The sequence below is a fragment of the Acaryochloris sp. IP29b_bin.137 genome (assembly GCF_028285745.1).
In the GTDB taxonomy this organism is placed as follows: domain Bacteria; phylum Cyanobacteriota; class Cyanobacteriia; order Thermosynechococcales; family Thermosynechococcaceae; genus Acaryochloris.
Genome location: NZ_JANQOP010000334.1, coordinates 1 through 13963, shown reverse-complemented (window position 1 = coordinate 13963; position 13963 = coordinate 1). Strand labels below are relative to the sequence as shown.

Genomic DNA, 13963 nt, shown 5'->3' with positions numbered 1-13963 from the left:
TTACGATTAAACGGGTATAAATCTCTCAAACCCGCTATGACCAAGCTTGCTAATAGGATTCATCGCATTTTCTCGCTGCTAACTTAAAACAGCCCTGGTAAGCGAGGCTACGTTTTATCAATGGGTTTTAGTCTCACAGGAACATTTTTGTGGAAGGGGGTAGCGCTAATGCGATCGCAATGCTGAGCCCCCGTTAACAAATTCAGGAGTGGACCATAGCGGATGCGCTCTCCGTTGGCATTGGGATAGTCCAACCCATAGCCATGGGGCAAACTCACCACACCGGGACGGAGAGTGTCACACAGTTGCACCTGCACCGATAATTCACCCCAGGGGGATTCACACAGCGCCTGGTCTCCATCAGCTAACTCTAAGGTTGCGGCATCCGTCGGATGAATCTTGAGGACGCCTTCAGCATCGCTCTGCCGCCATTGAGGATTGCGGTAAATAGTGTTGGCGTTATACATGCGGCGTTCACCTGCAATCAGCATCAAGGGATAATCGGGCCAGGGATTATGGGACTGCAGTGTCTGCAACTCCTCCAGTAGCTCTGGAATCGCCAGCCGAACCTTCTGATCTTTGTAGCCCATCAGCGACCAGGTATCTTCATAGCGATGTTGGCTAATGGCCGTGCCGCTTCCCTGCAAGATCCGCTGAAATAAGGCTTCCGCTAATCTTCCCCCTCGTCCGGGTAACCCCGTTCGGGCCACGGCTTCGCCATGTTGCTGCACATAGAGCTGACTAACACCCCAAAAAGGTGCGGTACTTGAATCGGGTAAGGTTTTGCCTAAGGATCCTTGCAAGGCAAAGGCAACGGTATGGCGCAGCTTGGGGTTTACAGTCATGGCCGTCACCAAAGCCAGCCGATATAAGCCGAGTTGTGGCCATCGCCGATGCCAACGAGCCACTCGTTCTAACCATGGATAGCGCTCTGGAATTGCCCCAATCGCCACTGCCAATCGCCGATAGATTTCCGATTCTGGCAGGGTATCCGCTAAAGGGGAAAACAAGGGTTTGCGTAGATGGAAGGCATTGGTGGGAAACTCTAAGTTAAAAAATGCCGCCTCCCATTTTTCAAATTGCGACGCAGCGGGCAGGATGTAATCGGCATAGCGAGCTGTCTCCGTCATCGCCACATCCACGACCACGAGTAAATCTAGCTGGGTAAAGGCCCGTTGGTAGGCTTGGGTATCGGCCCCGGACACCATGGGATTGGCGCTATCGACAATTAAGCCCCGGATACGCTGGGGATGGTCGGACTCAATTTCGGCGGGCAATACATTCGGGGGGAAGAGTTGGGCAATTTCGGTAATCCCCGTAGCCTTCGTTTTGCGGGGGGACTGGGCATCGGAATGGCCCACCCAGGGGAGGAAAAAGGTATGGAAGTTATTGCCACCGGGTTTGCCCAAATTCCCCGTTAGTAGAAAGAGCAGTTTCTCTAGATAGGAATTGAGGGTACTGTTAAGGCTTTGTTGCAAACCCAAATCCACCCGGACGGTGGCAGACTGCGCGGTGGCAAAACGGCGCATGGCCTCATGGACCTGCTCAGCATCTACTCCAGCCCGTTCAATATGGTCTGCAATGGGAATCGTTTGGAGACAAGCCCGCACCTCTGCAAATCCAGCAGTATGTTTCTTGAGAAAGGCTTGATCTTCCCAGCCTTCCTGCACCAGAATTGCCAGCATGGCTGATAGTAAAAACGCATCCGTCCCAGACCGCAACTGCAGATGAATATCCGCCAACTCCGCCGTTTTTGTCCGACGCGGATCGATCACAATCATGGTCCGCTGCTCATCTTTAGCAAGCTGTTTGAGGGTGGGGCGGGCATTGCGAATGCCGTGGGCCTGCCAAGGATTGGTGCCAATAAACAATACGCACTCTGCCTGTTCAATATCTTCGGTGGTATGGCAGTTTTGGCGACCAAACAGCTTGCCATTCACCCAGAAGTCCCCCGTTTTTTCCTGGGCCAGGGCGGAATAGTAGTAGGGAATCTCCAAGGCATCGCGAAAAGTGCTGCTATACATGGAGCCGAGGTGATTGCCTTGGCCGCCTCCGCCATAAAAGGCAAGGCATTCTTTGCCATAGGTCTGCTTTAGATCCAGTAGGCGATCGGCAATTTCGGTAATGGCGATTTGCCAGTCAATGGGTTGATAAGAACCATCCTCCTGCCGTTTAAGGGGTTGGGTGAGGCGATCGGCGTTGTTTTGATAGTGGTCGAGTTGGGCCGCTTTTTGACAGATATAGCCCGCACTAACGGGGTGGTTTTTATCGCCTCGAATCTTGGTGAGATGGCCGTCTGCGACTTGGACCTGGAGGCCACAGTTTCGGGAACATAAAATACAAGCCGTTAGCTGCCAATCGGTCATGATTCAGGTCGAGTAGAGGAGAACTACTGTCAGCATAGGAGCCTTTGGGCTGCAATCCAATGCCCTGTGATAACCCTCTTCCTTGTTCACCGAGACAGATCACAGTGGTGTCTATGGTGACGATGATTCAATAGAACTGAAGTCGTCATCTGAATAAACTTCGCCGATAATGAATTCAAGTGAGTGAGGGTTATCCCCATGCAGCGATTTAACGTTCTATTGCCTGCTTTAGCCGTAGGAACTGCTTTGGTGATGGTGCAGCCAGCCCAGGCGTTGTCCGGGGCTGAGGTGAATCAAATTGCCAAGGAGTCCACCGTTTTGGTAAAAGGCCAAAATCCTGGCTCTGGAGTGCTGGTGGGGAAAAAGGATAATACTTACTATGCCCTGACGGCAGAACATGTGGTTGCCACACCGGATGAGTATGACATTGTGGCCCCCGATGGGACGGAATATGCCTTGAATTATCAATCGGTGCAGAAGCTGCCGAATGTGGATTTGGCCCTGGTGAGTTTTACCAGCCAGAAGTCGTATCAATTAGCAAAACTCGGCAACTCAGATCAGTTAACGGAAGGCGATAAGGTCTTTATTGCGGGTTGGCCGTCTTCGGGGGTTGCGCTACCCCATATCTATCAGTTCACTTCTGGCGAAATTTCTGGCCTGCCGCCCCAATCCATCGGCAAGGGCTACAAAATGGTCTATACCAACGTCACTCGTGCAGGGATGAGTGGTGGGCCTGTCTTTAATGACGATGGCAAAGTGGTGGGAATTCATGGTTTAGCCGAAGGCAGAGAGGTGGTTTTGCCGGGATATCAAGGAAACCGCAGCGTGATTAAGGCTGGGTTCAATTTGGGCATTCCCATCAATACGTTTGTGCGGCTCTCTAAAAAGATGGAGGCCAAGCCCCAGGCGACTCCACAGCCAACTCCTAAGCCGATTCAAGAATCAACGGCGGTAGCTCAAGTGATCGATGCCCCCGCTCTTCCAGCCCTCCCCAGAGGTCCAAAGGTAACCTTTGATCGCCCCCCTCAGCTTGTCGGCACTTCTACAACGAATCGAGACGCCCGATCTTTAGGGGCCACGTACTTCTTTACGATTGATATTCCGCAAGATGCCGCTCAACCGTTGCAAAAAGTGGAGTTTATTTTGAAGCAAGGGGTGCAATATCCCCGTTTTAAGGCGACTTCTGTAAAGGCGTTTGAAGGGACGAAGCGGAATAAAGGCGAGGCGTTGCCGATTAATATCGTGGTCAGCGATCCATCGATTCGGACATTGACGGTGACGTTTGATCAACCTGTTGCCCCAGGTCAGACGATTACAATGGCCGTTCGCCCAGTGCGTAATCCTTCAGTGGGAAGCTATATGTTTGAAGTAAGAGGTACGCCTGCTGGTTCAACTGCCAAAAGTCAATATTTAGGTATTGGTCGTCTTGATTTTTCTCGAAGTTCATTGGGGAAATAATTTTATACCAAGGTCAAAAAATGAGCTTTGCAATACACTACAAATCTCTTGTAAGTTAAGCATTTTTGCTGCTAGCCTATCCTCTAAAAGGCCTAAAAAAGCTTAAATGATTTTATAAAGTTAATATTTGAATTCATACTCAGTACTGAGAGAAATGTTTGCTATGCATGCATGGGATTAGGAATACATATATAGTTAGCAAATAAGCCAAAGTGTAACGTAGTAATTTTCTGATAATTCAATTAAATGCAGTGTGTGTGAGTTTATTTTCCAACATCCATTTAAGCATGGATGAGGTTACCATCAAGTATATGATTATAGTTTCAGCTCTCCGCTCTCCACAATCTTAGAATATTTCAATTGTAAAGCAGCACACAATTCTGGTAGGGAAGGTCAGGTACTGAGTTTTACTGAGGCAGGCTAATTTGAAGCCTGAGGCCTGACGTATAACAGCAAAAGGCAATGGATAAGAGATAGAGATGACTATTCAATAAGGAACATTCTGTGAGATAAGTAGATAGGCTAATTTAAGGATCTATAATAATAGTTTACAAAATTAATATTTCGACTCTTTCTATTGCACTATTTCTTGGCAATAAGAATCATTTGTCACAGTCAATATACTTACCTAAATGTCCCAGAAAAATTGATCATGTCTGATTCAAAAGAAATCGATCAAGAATTTTATCAACATTTACCAGAGTCGTGTCCACCACCCGATGCACTGGACCCAAGCTTTAAAGTCTATTATTTATCAAAGAACTACCCAGTAACAAAGAACGATTGTCGATCTCTGAGGGAAAGACAACCTATGAAGCGTTTCCCCACAAATTCTAAAGAGTGTCAAGCTTGTGGATTGTCTTGTTTTACAGATTTAAAGGAAGCAGAGCTAGCAAAGAAATTCCCAAATCTAAAAGGGATGGATGTCTATGAAGCAAAGCTTTTTCCGAATATTGGCAAGATAAAATCTACACCTGCGAGCTCAGGAAACTCACACCATACTTTATGGCCATATCAACAAGCAAAACCGTGGAAAGAATTTCGCCCTATTAGCGATCAATCACTATGATTAACTTTCCAAGAGATACTATTCTTGGTGAACTTTATGAATTAGAAGTATTTGTAGAGTTCAATGGAGCACGTTTATTTTCTTGCCAGAATAAGATCGGGCAAATTTTTCTCGTATTATGGTCTGCTGAAGAAGAAGATTTTGATTTATGGCTATATTTAATTATTTCAGAATATAAACTTAAACAAATTCGTTATGGTAATGAAGATGTTCAACAAGCATTTTTAAATCCTGAATATGGATTTTTATATAAAGTTATTTTCTCCTTTCAAGAAAATCAATTTTCTGCAGAACCTATTTCATCAGAACAGATCAGTCAAGAATGGTTGCCTTTACCCAGAACCTATTTAGACTGTGATGAAGAGTCTTATCCAAATATAAATCGAAATATAAGTATAAAAGGGCCATTTATTGATATCGGTGAGCTTGAGATTAAGGAAGTTTACATAAAGTTCAACGGAAATCACTTATTTGCTTGTGAAAATCAAGTTAAGCAAATTTTCTTAGCTCTATGGATAGAGGATAAATCTGATTTTGATTCTTGGTTGTATTTCTTGATCTCTGCAAAAAAATTAGACGATATTCGCCATGGCAAAATCGATGTTCGTTCAGCATTCCTAAAGCCTGAGACAGGAATTTTATATAAAGTTAGATTTACTTATAGGGAAAACAGATATTCAGTTGAATCTATTGCTCCAGAACAAATTAAACAAGAATGGCTTCCAGAAGCAGATACACATCTAAATTGTAGATCGGAAATTTTTTCTATTGGTGAACATCGTGAATACATTGATAATGCCCTGAAAATGATTAGGGAAACAGCAACTCTTAAATTTAGTATTCCTTCCGATCACCCTAATGAAGCTTCTATTTCAAAACTAGGTAAAACCTTAGTTAGCATGCAAGATTTCTTAGATTGTTTAGCTAAACCTTCTAAGAAAAAACCTTCTCCACAAGATATATCTAAGGCAAAGAAAGGTGTTGAATTTAATATTTTCAATACTGCAGCAGGGTCATTTCAGGTTGAGCTCGCTAGTGTAAACTTTGACCCAGATTTTCATGGCAACTCTTCTCCAGGAAATGTTATGGAGCATGTCATTAACCTTATGAGAATTGGAAGTAGCTCTTCAAAACTCGAAGCATATATTTCTAAACTCCCAAAAACAACTGCAAAACGGTATTTAAAATTCCTTGAAGCTCTTGTCGATACTGGCGGAGAATTTTCAATCAATTGGGGCTCTCCAACTCCCAATAGAGGTGGGCAACAAAAGCTTTCTATTAAAGAAACTCATGAAATAATCCGTCGAGTTAAATCAATAGATAAAAAGAAACCCGAAGAAATTGAAATCATTGGCGTCCTATATAAACATGACAACAAACTATGGAAATTCGGAATTGAAGATTCTGTTAGTGGAATTAAGTATAAAGGAGATATTGTTGAGCAAGCACGCAATAATGCAAAACAATTAACAACTGACCTTGTATATAAGGCTAAATTGCGAAAAATAAGGGAGGTAAATGTTGGGAAAGAAGAAAGAATAATCTATCAGTTAGTTGATATTGAACCATGCTTTGAAGATGAGTAAATTAACGATAATTCGTAGTGCGAACTACAACTATCCAATTATCAAAAGAACAGCTCGTCTATTTCACGATAGCAAAATCAGCAGATCGCTACTCATCTGTATGCCAAGGCTCCTTAGTAAAATTCTCATCCAAAATTCGCTTAGGCCGCATCACTAACACCACCTGTCCATAAAGCTTCTGTTCAGGAGCTTCCGCGAACCACTGCACCTGCAACTGCCCATCCGCCTCCACCAAAAAATAACAGTCCTCATGCCACTGCCGCTGATCGCGATCAATAATCACCAACACCTCTTCCGTTGGTCGAGGCAGATCCGGGCCTAAATCTTGCACCTGAGCCAACAGCGCCACCGGATCCTCCGCTCGCAAAATCACCTTCCATCCCGGAACTGGCACCCAAGCACAAGTCCCTGAAAACTGAACCATCCCAAACGGCTCTTCCTCCTCAACCATCGGCACCGCCTTCAAATCATCCAGGGTTAACGGCAAGTGGCCCATCACTGGCATTAATCGGGGCAACTCTTCCTCTGACTCCAATCGGAAGAATGGCAGGCGGGGAGCCTCTTTCGCTTTCACCACTGAGAAATCACTCAATAGCTGCTGTAATTGCTCCCGGGCTGAATCACTATGGGCATACTTTAACCCCTGACCAATCAGGCGCAATCGCTCCAGACAATAGACCCTATACAAGCCAGGCTAAAATGTTTGAAGCTATTGAGTGCCGTTCAAATTTGTTGTTTTCAGTTAATCTGATTAAACAAATATTCTCCTAATTGCTTTCTCATGTTGGTTGCGTATAGCAAATGGCAAGCTAAATAACCAATATATAAGAATTCAAGCGTTATTAAACTCATATAGTGGAGTATTACTCACTTATGCCACTGACTGAATTATTTCCCGCTGTAAGTCAACTTTCTCATCAAGACAAACTGCGCCTCATTCATTTTCTGTTACTAGCAGTAGCCAAAGAAGAAGGCTGTGAGTTGCAAACAGCAGATACTCAAGCTCAAGAAAATTCATTGCTGCAACAGTTAGCATCTACTGAAGCAGTCGTATGGTCACCTCATGAGGCCCAAGGAGCAGCTCAAACGCTAACAGATCTGCTAACGGCAGAAAAGCGTAAAGACAATGCTTGATAGCAAACGATTTCCTTTCGTTGAGCGTACCAACCGTGAGGGGCTGTCTAGCGCAATGCCCTATCTGCCAATAACGCTAAATTACAGAAACCACTCCGTGGAAACGATGGCTTTGTTGGATACAGGCGCAAGCGTCAATGTATTGCCCTACGAAGTCGGTTTGAAATTGGGAGCAGTTTGGGAAGAACAGACTGTCCCCATTCAGTTGAGCGGTAACCTGGCTCAGATGGAATCGAAAGGATTGGTGCTATCAGCTAAGATTGATGACTTTCCCCCTGTCTTACTTGCTTTTGCCTGGACTCAATCTCAAAACGTACCTTTGATTATGGGGCACATGAATTTTTTCGCAGAGTTTGATGTGTGCTTCTATCGTGCCGACCTTGCTTTTGAATTGCGTCCCAGAGCGAAATAATAATTTGAGGGGTCCTCCATAAGCGTTGCACCACTTTTGTTTTCACCACAACAAATCCGTCCGCTGCTCCAGTCGGGAGACCCCCTCCTGCTTAATTTGTAAGCTTTCAGCTAACTGTTCCTGAGTCATATTAAGCGCCTTCCTCAAATCACGCAAAGATAACTCCTCCGCAATCAGCGCAACCGCCTGCTCATCAACCCTACGACATCGCTCCGGTGACAAATCCTGTAGCTTCTCTTCCAACGTTTTTCCCATAGTCCTTAGCCATCCTTCAACTGCTGCAAATGCTTGTTTGGTAACCTTCATCAGATAGATGATTTCTCTTGAACCAATCCACTGGATCTGCATCAAGGCGCAGCGTGATTTATTTCTTAATTCGTTCTGTTTCTGAGGTGAAGCTCTATTGAACATCAAAACTGTTGAGAGCTTATCAACCGAGTTATGGAACCGCGAAGTAACCTGACCCCAGTTTGAGTTCAGCCTAGTTTTGTATTCTAAGGTAGCGGGTAATAAACGTTATTCAGCTCAGCTCAAGCGAAAATTCTGTTAATACATCTTCCCCAGACACAGTAGCCGGAAGCTGCACAATTTCTACCTCTTTCCCCACCCGATATATCTCTACCGTCTGATCCTGAGGATTAATCAACCACCCCAATCTCAAACCACTGTTTAGATACTCCAACATCTTTGCTTGTAGAGGCCCCAAGCGATCGCTTTTTGAGCGTAGTTCAATCACAAAGTCGGGACAAATGGGCGGAAACTGCTCTTTTTCCTCTGGAGACAGCGCATCCCAACGTTCTTGGCTCACCCAGGCAGCACCAGGAGAGCGATCTCCTCCCCCAGGCAGCTTGAACATAGTGGACGAACTAAAGACTACTCCTCGGCCAGCTTGACGATTCCAGAGATTGAGATCAGTAATATAGTCTGCTTCCTTGCTTCCACTTCCACCACCAACTGGGGGCATAATAATCAATTCTCCGATTGGGCTACGCTCCATAGCCACGTCTTTATTGGCCATACACAGCTCATAAAACTGCTCATCGGTCAGTGTCACTACCGGTTCTAGGTTGAGTGTAATAGCCGTCATAACTTGAGTTCGCGATCTTACTGATTCATTATTTGTAGAAGCGCTGACTCTAAGATTACACACAATGCCTACGGTTTGGCATTGTGTGCAATCTCAACCACGGATTTGGGAGCAGCATACCCCGTCTGCTGGGCGCAGAGTAGAAGTTTTTCACATGCTGAATCGAAAATTCAGCAGTTCTCTACTCATCCGTATGCCAAGGATCCTTAGTAAAATTCTCATCCAAAATTCGCTTAGGCCGCATCACCAAAACCACCTGCCCATAAAGCTTTTGCTCAGGAGCCTCCGCAAACCACTGCACCTGCAACTGCCCATCCATCTCCACCAAAAAATAGCAGTCCTCATGCCACTGTCGCTGATCGCGATCAATAATTACCAACACTTCCTCCGTTGGTCGAGGCAGATCTGGGCCTAAATCTTTCACCTGTGCCAACAACGCCACCGGATCCTCTGCCCGCAAAATCACCTTCCACCCCGGAACCGGCACCCAAGCACAACTCCCCGAATACTGCACCATGCCAAAGGGTTCTTCCTCCTCAACCACTGGCACCGCCTTCAAATCCGCCAGCGTCAACGGTAAGTGCCCCATCACCGGCATCAACCGGGGCAACTCCTCCTCCGACTCCAACCGAAAAAACGGCAGGCGAGGAGCCTCTTTCGCCTTCACTACAGAGAAGTCGCTCAATAGCTGCTGTAACTGTTCCCGTGCCGAATCGCTATGGGCATACTTCAGCCCCTGACCAATCAGGCGCGATCGCTCCTGCAAATCATCCTTTTGACGGGCGAAATACCAGCACCGATAGGCCATCGCATCACCCGGAGCCTTGGAGAACCCCTCCGGTTGAGTTGAAAGTCGGCTGAATTCTTTCATCGCCTTTGCGATCGCACGGGCGTCATCTGCATCCAACTGCTTCTCTGCCGCCAGGGTTGCCGCATCCACTCGTTCGACCTGATTCAGTACCCGAAACTCATAGAGAACATCGCTACGCCGTTCGCCAAAATATTGACAGACTGATTCCACTGCCTTGTCCTTCAGGTTTTGATAAACCTGTCCCGCTACAATAATTTGGTTTTGCTGAATCGGTTCAATCCCAGATTCTTCAAAAATCTGCTGGGGACTATAGCCTGCTTTCTGCAACTGTTGACAAGCGACGCCCCAGTCCACCCAGGTCTTTTCCTTACGGCGCAGCATTAGCAATAGCTGGTCAATATCAATGTCGGGGCTAGATCCAGGGGGCGTAAAGGCAGTCATAGTTAAAGGTGGCGGTGAACGGAATTACTGGGGACGAACAATCAATTCTTCTAGGGTACGGGTTTGGGTACTCGGATCATACCCAATCAGCTTAATGTAGCTGCGAGGATGATCGTGTAAGCAAGTTTGTAATCCGGCCATGGCATCCGTCACGGTTCGCGGGGCTTGGGGCCAAGACCAGCTCCGCCACACATTTCCCGCCTTTTCCCGAGGGGTCGCTGTCTCTAAATTGAGCTGGTGACCTTGGCGCATTGCCTGTTGAAACAGGTGCTCAATATCGTGGTCAGCAATATGCTCAGGCCAGTTTCCATTAGAATGAGACGCTACATCAGCCCGGAGAAAGCCATTGGGTTCGGTTGCGGGAGCGGGAGATGGTGGAAGCAACGGTTCAGCCTGCACTCCTGAAACATAGGCTTGGGCCAAGCCAGAGTTCTGTAGGCGATCTTGTTCGCCCACCATCGCCTCACCCAGGGCAATCAAATGGTCCAAGGTCAGGGTAGGGGGTTGGATCTGCACCTGTCGATCTGGAGAGTTGACCAAATAAGTTGAAATTTTACTAATGCCAATCGAGCGAATAAAGCCGCGGACCTGTTCGTCATAGACCCGCGATCGCAACGCCCCAAAAAAGTCGATGGCCTGGTCGGCAAAATGATTCACCAGCTGTTCAATCACAGGACGGGATAAGCGATCCGGCTCAAAAATCCCTTGGACAATGCCCAACCGATCGTCAGCGCTAGGCTGCCAGTAGAACTTCTCCATCCGTCCATCCCGCACCAACGGCGCATAGAGAGTAGAGAAATCATTGCCCGTCACCAAAATCGGTACCCGATGAATGGGCTGAGTATCGTAGCTACCCGGTAACTGCACATCCGTCGGGTTATCGGCAATATTCATCAAGGTGCCGTTCACCAATTGGGTGTTGACGGTATACTGCGTGGTCTGATCCATTCGCCCCGCGCCAGCATCCAGGTCGTTAATCAGCAGCACACACATCTTGCCCCGCACTTTGATCAGCTCCGCCGCTTCTCGATAACGCATCCGAATCAAGCGAACCGGATCACCCGCATCAGGGCTTTCCAACTCTCCTGCCGACATTCGCACTGGCTCAATGCCCATCTGCTCAAATACCAGCTCGCACTGGAAGGATTTTCCTTCACCTTTGTGACCATGAATCCCCAAAATTAGAGGCACTCGCAGCCCTGGCAAATCCATAAAGTTCTTGGTGATATGGACGGCCAGTCGATCTAAAAAACGAGGCGAGAGATAATAACCCATGGTCGAAGATCAAATTGAGGGTACTTCAAGGTGTTCTCTCACTTAATGAATATTTTCTAGCAATGTCAACACCTCTGCATAATCTTTGGCAGCCTTTTACATTACTGCTAGGTTAGGTTCACTGACGATGGCACTTAAGTCATTCTCCTGACTCCAGACAACGAAGCACTCATAACCATCACTCCCGATGCATAAAGTTATTGGATACTGGTGCTAATAAGGTGTTTTAATTCGCGATCGCAAATCTGTTCCAATTCAAGCATAGCGAGATAGGGATCACCATCCACCCCAAGAACTTGGGCAAAAGCAGGTTCCGTTTTGATCCCCTTTTGCTTGAGCTGCTGCACCGCAATTCTAAGTCTCGGATCCAGTTCAATCAGGCGTTGCTCTATTTGAAAATGGCGAACACCCCACTGCTGTTCAGTTGGAATGGTTTGACAGAATAATTCAATATCCCACCCCATCGAATTGAATTTGACAATCACTGCAGGTAAATTCTGAGCGATAGAGTCGTAACACCAATAACCATCCAGGCTGCCAAAATTCTTGTGACAACAGCGACGGAATTGAGATAGCTCCTCAGCCGAATAAGCAATATCGATATCACTCGTGGGAAGGTCGATGCCTAATGGCGGTGTTCCAATGACGCAGGGGTTAAAATCACAGAGGCTCCTTAACAAGCCGAGTCTTTCAATGACATGCTCACATTCTGGTTTCATTGATGCTGGGCTGTTTACAAGCACAACTATAAAATGCAACAGCTTCAGCGATCTCACACGTGGTTTTTGTCCCTCTGTTGCTATGCAGTGTTTGACTATACTCGCTACCTCTTGAGCTGTTCTTGCAAAAGCCCCTTCACTGACTCGGCAATCGCAGCCTCATCCAGAAGCTGAGAATTATCAATTTCTAGATCCCATGGAAGATCCACAAGCAGCGCTTGTTCATTAATTTCTTGTAATCTGTGATCTGAAACAGGAATATGAGCTGATGCATCTCTCGTCAGTACTCGCTCTACACAGGTATCCAATGGGACCTTTACATGAATAATGAACATGCAAAAGCCTTTACGCAGAGCAGCTAATAATTCTAGAAACGTATGGGCCGTACCCGTTGACTCGATACAGAGGGTGGAATGAGATTGAGCTAACTTATCTAACTTCTCCAATACAATTTGGAATCCTCGTTGTTCAAGCGGTACTCCTGCTAACTCTGGCTCTTGCCGAAGTAACTCAAGAAATATAGGCTCAATCCTCAGGAACTTTATATCTAGATATTTCTCCAAAACACTACCAGTAAAAGTTTTCCCAGCTCCTTTTAATCCCACTAGCAACACTAAATTACAAGGTTTGGTATTGGAAGATGAGTACATGACAAAGGTGTGAATTGGAAATTCTTTCAGATAGAAATAACCTAATATCAGAGCGCTTTATTGACTATTTCACAGCATTATCTCGCGAATCACGTCTCAATCCCTAAATATCGAATGTCAGTTGATGAACTGCTGGTCCCGACAGATGGAGTGGTCTAACGGTTTGCTCGTTAACTGCATCGATTGAATACAGCTCTGTGAGAGGCTGTTTGAGAAGTCAGACACCACCCGCAAAGCAGGTGGCTTGATGAGTGGGGCCACCCCAAGGATGGTCGTCCTACATCTAACTTATCTGTCTAGAACCGACCACTTGCATCGCTACCTTCTTGCTCGCGAATATAGCGACGCACTACTGACTCCTCAAATCCTACTGTTGATAACGCATAACCCCTAGCCCAAAAGTTCTCTCCATTAAAGTCGCGATGTTTGCCATTAATATTGACGGGCTCTCTTGCCCTTCAGAAAACTGATCACTGACAAGACCGAATGCTTATGCACATGTGGATATGGTCGCGCATTAAATGGCCTTCAACAATTCGGCACTCCTTTTGACGAGCCAATTCACGGAAAATGGACCTCAAGTGTTGACGGATTTCGCCAAAGATTGATTCCTTCCGATACTTTGGCACGAAAATCACGTGGTACTTGCAATCCCATTTTGAGTGTGAAAGGCTGTGATACATATTTGACATTGAATTTCTCCTATGCTTTGACATGGTCTGTCACCGTAGGAGAAACTTGGCTGCCGCAACGCTCAAAGCTGTTCGAGTCTCACTGGTCAAACCAGTGGCTTACCTCATATAGGCAGTTAAAAAGCGTATAGGGACGCAGACGCAAACTCAAAGGGCTTCGGGGGTGGGGAACGCTCGAAACGGAGAAACCGCCGATCTTCGGGATGATTCAACGTGGGGGAGAGGTCGTGATTCAAATGCTAGCCAATGTGCAACAACAAACG

General features: G+C 46.3%; 13 protein-coding genes and 1 pseudogene. 5 read left to right on the top strand and 9 right to left on the bottom strand.

The features are described 5' to 3' along the window. Nucleotides 1-107: 107 nt before the first annotated feature. Nucleotides 108-2366, bottom strand: a complete 2259-nt coding sequence (locus Q0991_RS22745) for a molybdopterin-dependent oxidoreductase (protein WP_299492917.1) — start codon at nt 2364-2366, stop codon at nt 108-110. A 198-nt stretch (nt 2367-2564) separates the two neighbouring features. Between Q0991_RS22745 and Q0991_RS22740 the strand changes: the two genes are divergently transcribed. From Q0991_RS22740 to Q0991_RS22730, 3 genes are all read left to right on the top strand, one after another. Beyond that, nucleotides 2565-3824, top strand: coding sequence for a DUF2808 domain-containing protein (locus tag Q0991_RS22740; RefSeq protein WP_299492915.1), 1260 nt, complete (start codon nt 2565-2567; stop codon nt 3822-3824). Between the two features lie 652 nt (nt 3825-4476). Beyond that, nucleotides 4477-4893, top strand: coding sequence for a hypothetical protein (locus tag Q0991_RS22735; RefSeq protein ID WP_299492913.1), 417 nt, complete (start codon nt 4477-4479; stop codon nt 4891-4893). Then, a complete protein-coding gene (locus Q0991_RS22730) occupies nt 4890-6479 on the top strand; it encodes a DUF6575 domain-containing protein (RefSeq protein ID WP_299492911.1) in 1590 nt (529 codons plus the stop codon). The genes Q0991_RS22735 and Q0991_RS22730 overlap by 4 nt, the downstream gene beginning before the upstream one ends. Before the next feature lie 88 nt (nt 6480-6567). On the opposite strand, the gene Q0991_RS22725 is transcribed toward Q0991_RS22730, so the two are convergent. Then, nucleotides 6568-7167: a RuBisCO accumulation factor 1 gene (locus Q0991_RS22725; RefSeq protein ID WP_299492909.1), complete on the bottom strand. Its 600-nt coding sequence runs from the start codon at nt 7165-7167 to the stop codon at nt 6568-6570. A gap of 185 nt (nt 7168-7352) precedes the next feature. On the opposite strand from Q0991_RS22725, the gene Q0991_RS22720 reads away from it, so the two are divergent. Both Q0991_RS22720 and Q0991_RS22715 read left to right on the top strand, forming a co-directional pair. Then, nucleotides 7353-7613, top strand: a complete 261-nt coding sequence (locus tag Q0991_RS22720) for a hypothetical protein (RefSeq protein WP_299492907.1) — start codon at nt 7353-7355, stop codon at nt 7611-7613. Next, nucleotides 7606-8025, top strand: a complete 420-nt coding sequence (locus tag Q0991_RS22715) for a retroviral-like aspartic protease (RefSeq protein ID WP_299492905.1) — start codon at nt 7606-7608, stop codon at nt 8023-8025. Before Q0991_RS22720 ends, Q0991_RS22715 begins: the two co-directional genes overlap by 8 nt. A gap of 42 nt (nt 8026-8067) precedes the next feature. Here the strand turns inward: Q0991_RS22715 and Q0991_RS22710 are convergent, their stop codons facing one another. The 7 genes and pseudogenes from Q0991_RS22710 to tnpA form a co-directional block, all read right to left on the bottom strand. After that, nucleotides 8068-8331, bottom strand: coding sequence for a transcriptional regulator (locus tag Q0991_RS22710; RefSeq protein ID WP_299492903.1), 264 nt, complete (start codon nt 8329-8331; stop codon nt 8068-8070). A 214-nt stretch (nt 8332-8545) separates the two neighbouring features. Beyond that, nucleotides 8546-9112, bottom strand: coding sequence for a Uma2 family endonuclease (locus Q0991_RS22705; protein WP_299492901.1), 567 nt, complete (start codon nt 9110-9112; stop codon nt 8546-8548). Nucleotides 9113-9293: 181 nt separating this feature from the next. Then, nucleotides 9294-10364: a RuBisCO accumulation factor 1 gene (locus Q0991_RS22700; RefSeq protein WP_299492899.1), complete on the bottom strand. Its 1071-nt coding sequence runs from the start codon at nt 10362-10364 to the stop codon at nt 9294-9296. Between the two features lie 24 nt (nt 10365-10388). Beyond that, nucleotides 10389-11639 (bottom strand): AAA family ATPase, encoded by a 1251-nt coding sequence (locus Q0991_RS22695; RefSeq protein WP_299492897.1) that lies wholly within the window; start codon nt 11637-11639, stop codon nt 10389-10391. Between the two features lie 197 nt (nt 11640-11836). Further along, nucleotides 11837-12358, bottom strand: a complete 522-nt coding sequence (locus Q0991_RS22690; RefSeq protein ID WP_299492895.1) for a DUF4269 domain-containing protein — start codon at nt 12356-12358, stop codon at nt 11837-11839. 104 nt (nt 12359-12462) lie between these two features. Beyond that, nucleotides 12463-13008 carry an AAA family ATPase gene (locus tag Q0991_RS22685; RefSeq protein ID WP_299492893.1) on the bottom strand — a complete coding sequence of 182 codons (546 nt, stop codon included), beginning with the start codon at nt 13006-13008 and terminating at the stop codon, nt 12463-12465. 296 nt (nt 13009-13304) lie between these two features. Beyond that, nucleotides 13305-13691 (bottom strand): annotated as a pseudogene (gene tnpA, locus Q0991_RS22680) (IS200/IS605 family transposase). Nucleotides 13692-13963: the final 272 nt, after the last annotated feature.

Coding starts and splice junctions, on each gene's coding strand:
- Q0991_RS22745 (WP_299492917.1), bottom strand. CDS start 2,366: ATGACCGATTGGCAGCTAACGGCTTGTATTTTATGTTCCCGAAACTGT.
- Q0991_RS22740 (WP_299492915.1), top strand. CDS start 2,565: ATGCAGCGATTTAACGTTCTATTGCCTGCTTTAGCCGTAGGAACTGCT.
- Q0991_RS22735 (WP_299492913.1), top strand. CDS start 4,477: ATGTCTGATTCAAAAGAAATCGATCAAGAATTTTATCAACATTTACCA.
- Q0991_RS22730 (WP_299492911.1), top strand. CDS start 4,890: ATGATTAACTTTCCAAGAGATACTATTCTTGGTGAACTTTATGAATTA.
- Q0991_RS22720 (WP_299492907.1), top strand. CDS start 7,353: ATGCCACTGACTGAATTATTTCCCGCTGTAAGTCAACTTTCTCATCAA.
- Q0991_RS22715 (WP_299492905.1), top strand. CDS start 7,606: ATGCTTGATAGCAAACGATTTCCTTTCGTTGAGCGTACCAACCGTGAG.
- Q0991_RS22710 (WP_299492903.1), bottom strand. CDS start 8,331: ATGAAGGTTACCAAACAAGCATTTGCAGCAGTTGAAGGATGGCTAAGG.
- Q0991_RS22705 (WP_299492901.1), bottom strand. CDS start 9,112: ATGACGGCTATTACACTCAACCTAGAACCGGTAGTGACACTGACCGAT.
- Q0991_RS22700 (WP_299492899.1), bottom strand. CDS start 10,364: ATGACTGCCTTTACGCCCCCTGGATCTAGCCCCGACATTGATATTGAC.
- Q0991_RS22695 (WP_299492897.1), bottom strand. CDS start 11,639: ATGGGTTATTATCTCTCGCCTCGTTTTTTAGATCGACTGGCCGTCCAT.
- Q0991_RS22690 (WP_299492895.1), bottom strand. CDS start 12,358: ATGAAACCAGAATGTGAGCATGTCATTGAAAGACTCGGCTTGTTAAGG.
- Q0991_RS22685 (WP_299492893.1), bottom strand. CDS start 13,008: ATGTACTCATCTTCCAATACCAAACCTTGTAATTTAGTGTTGCTAGTG.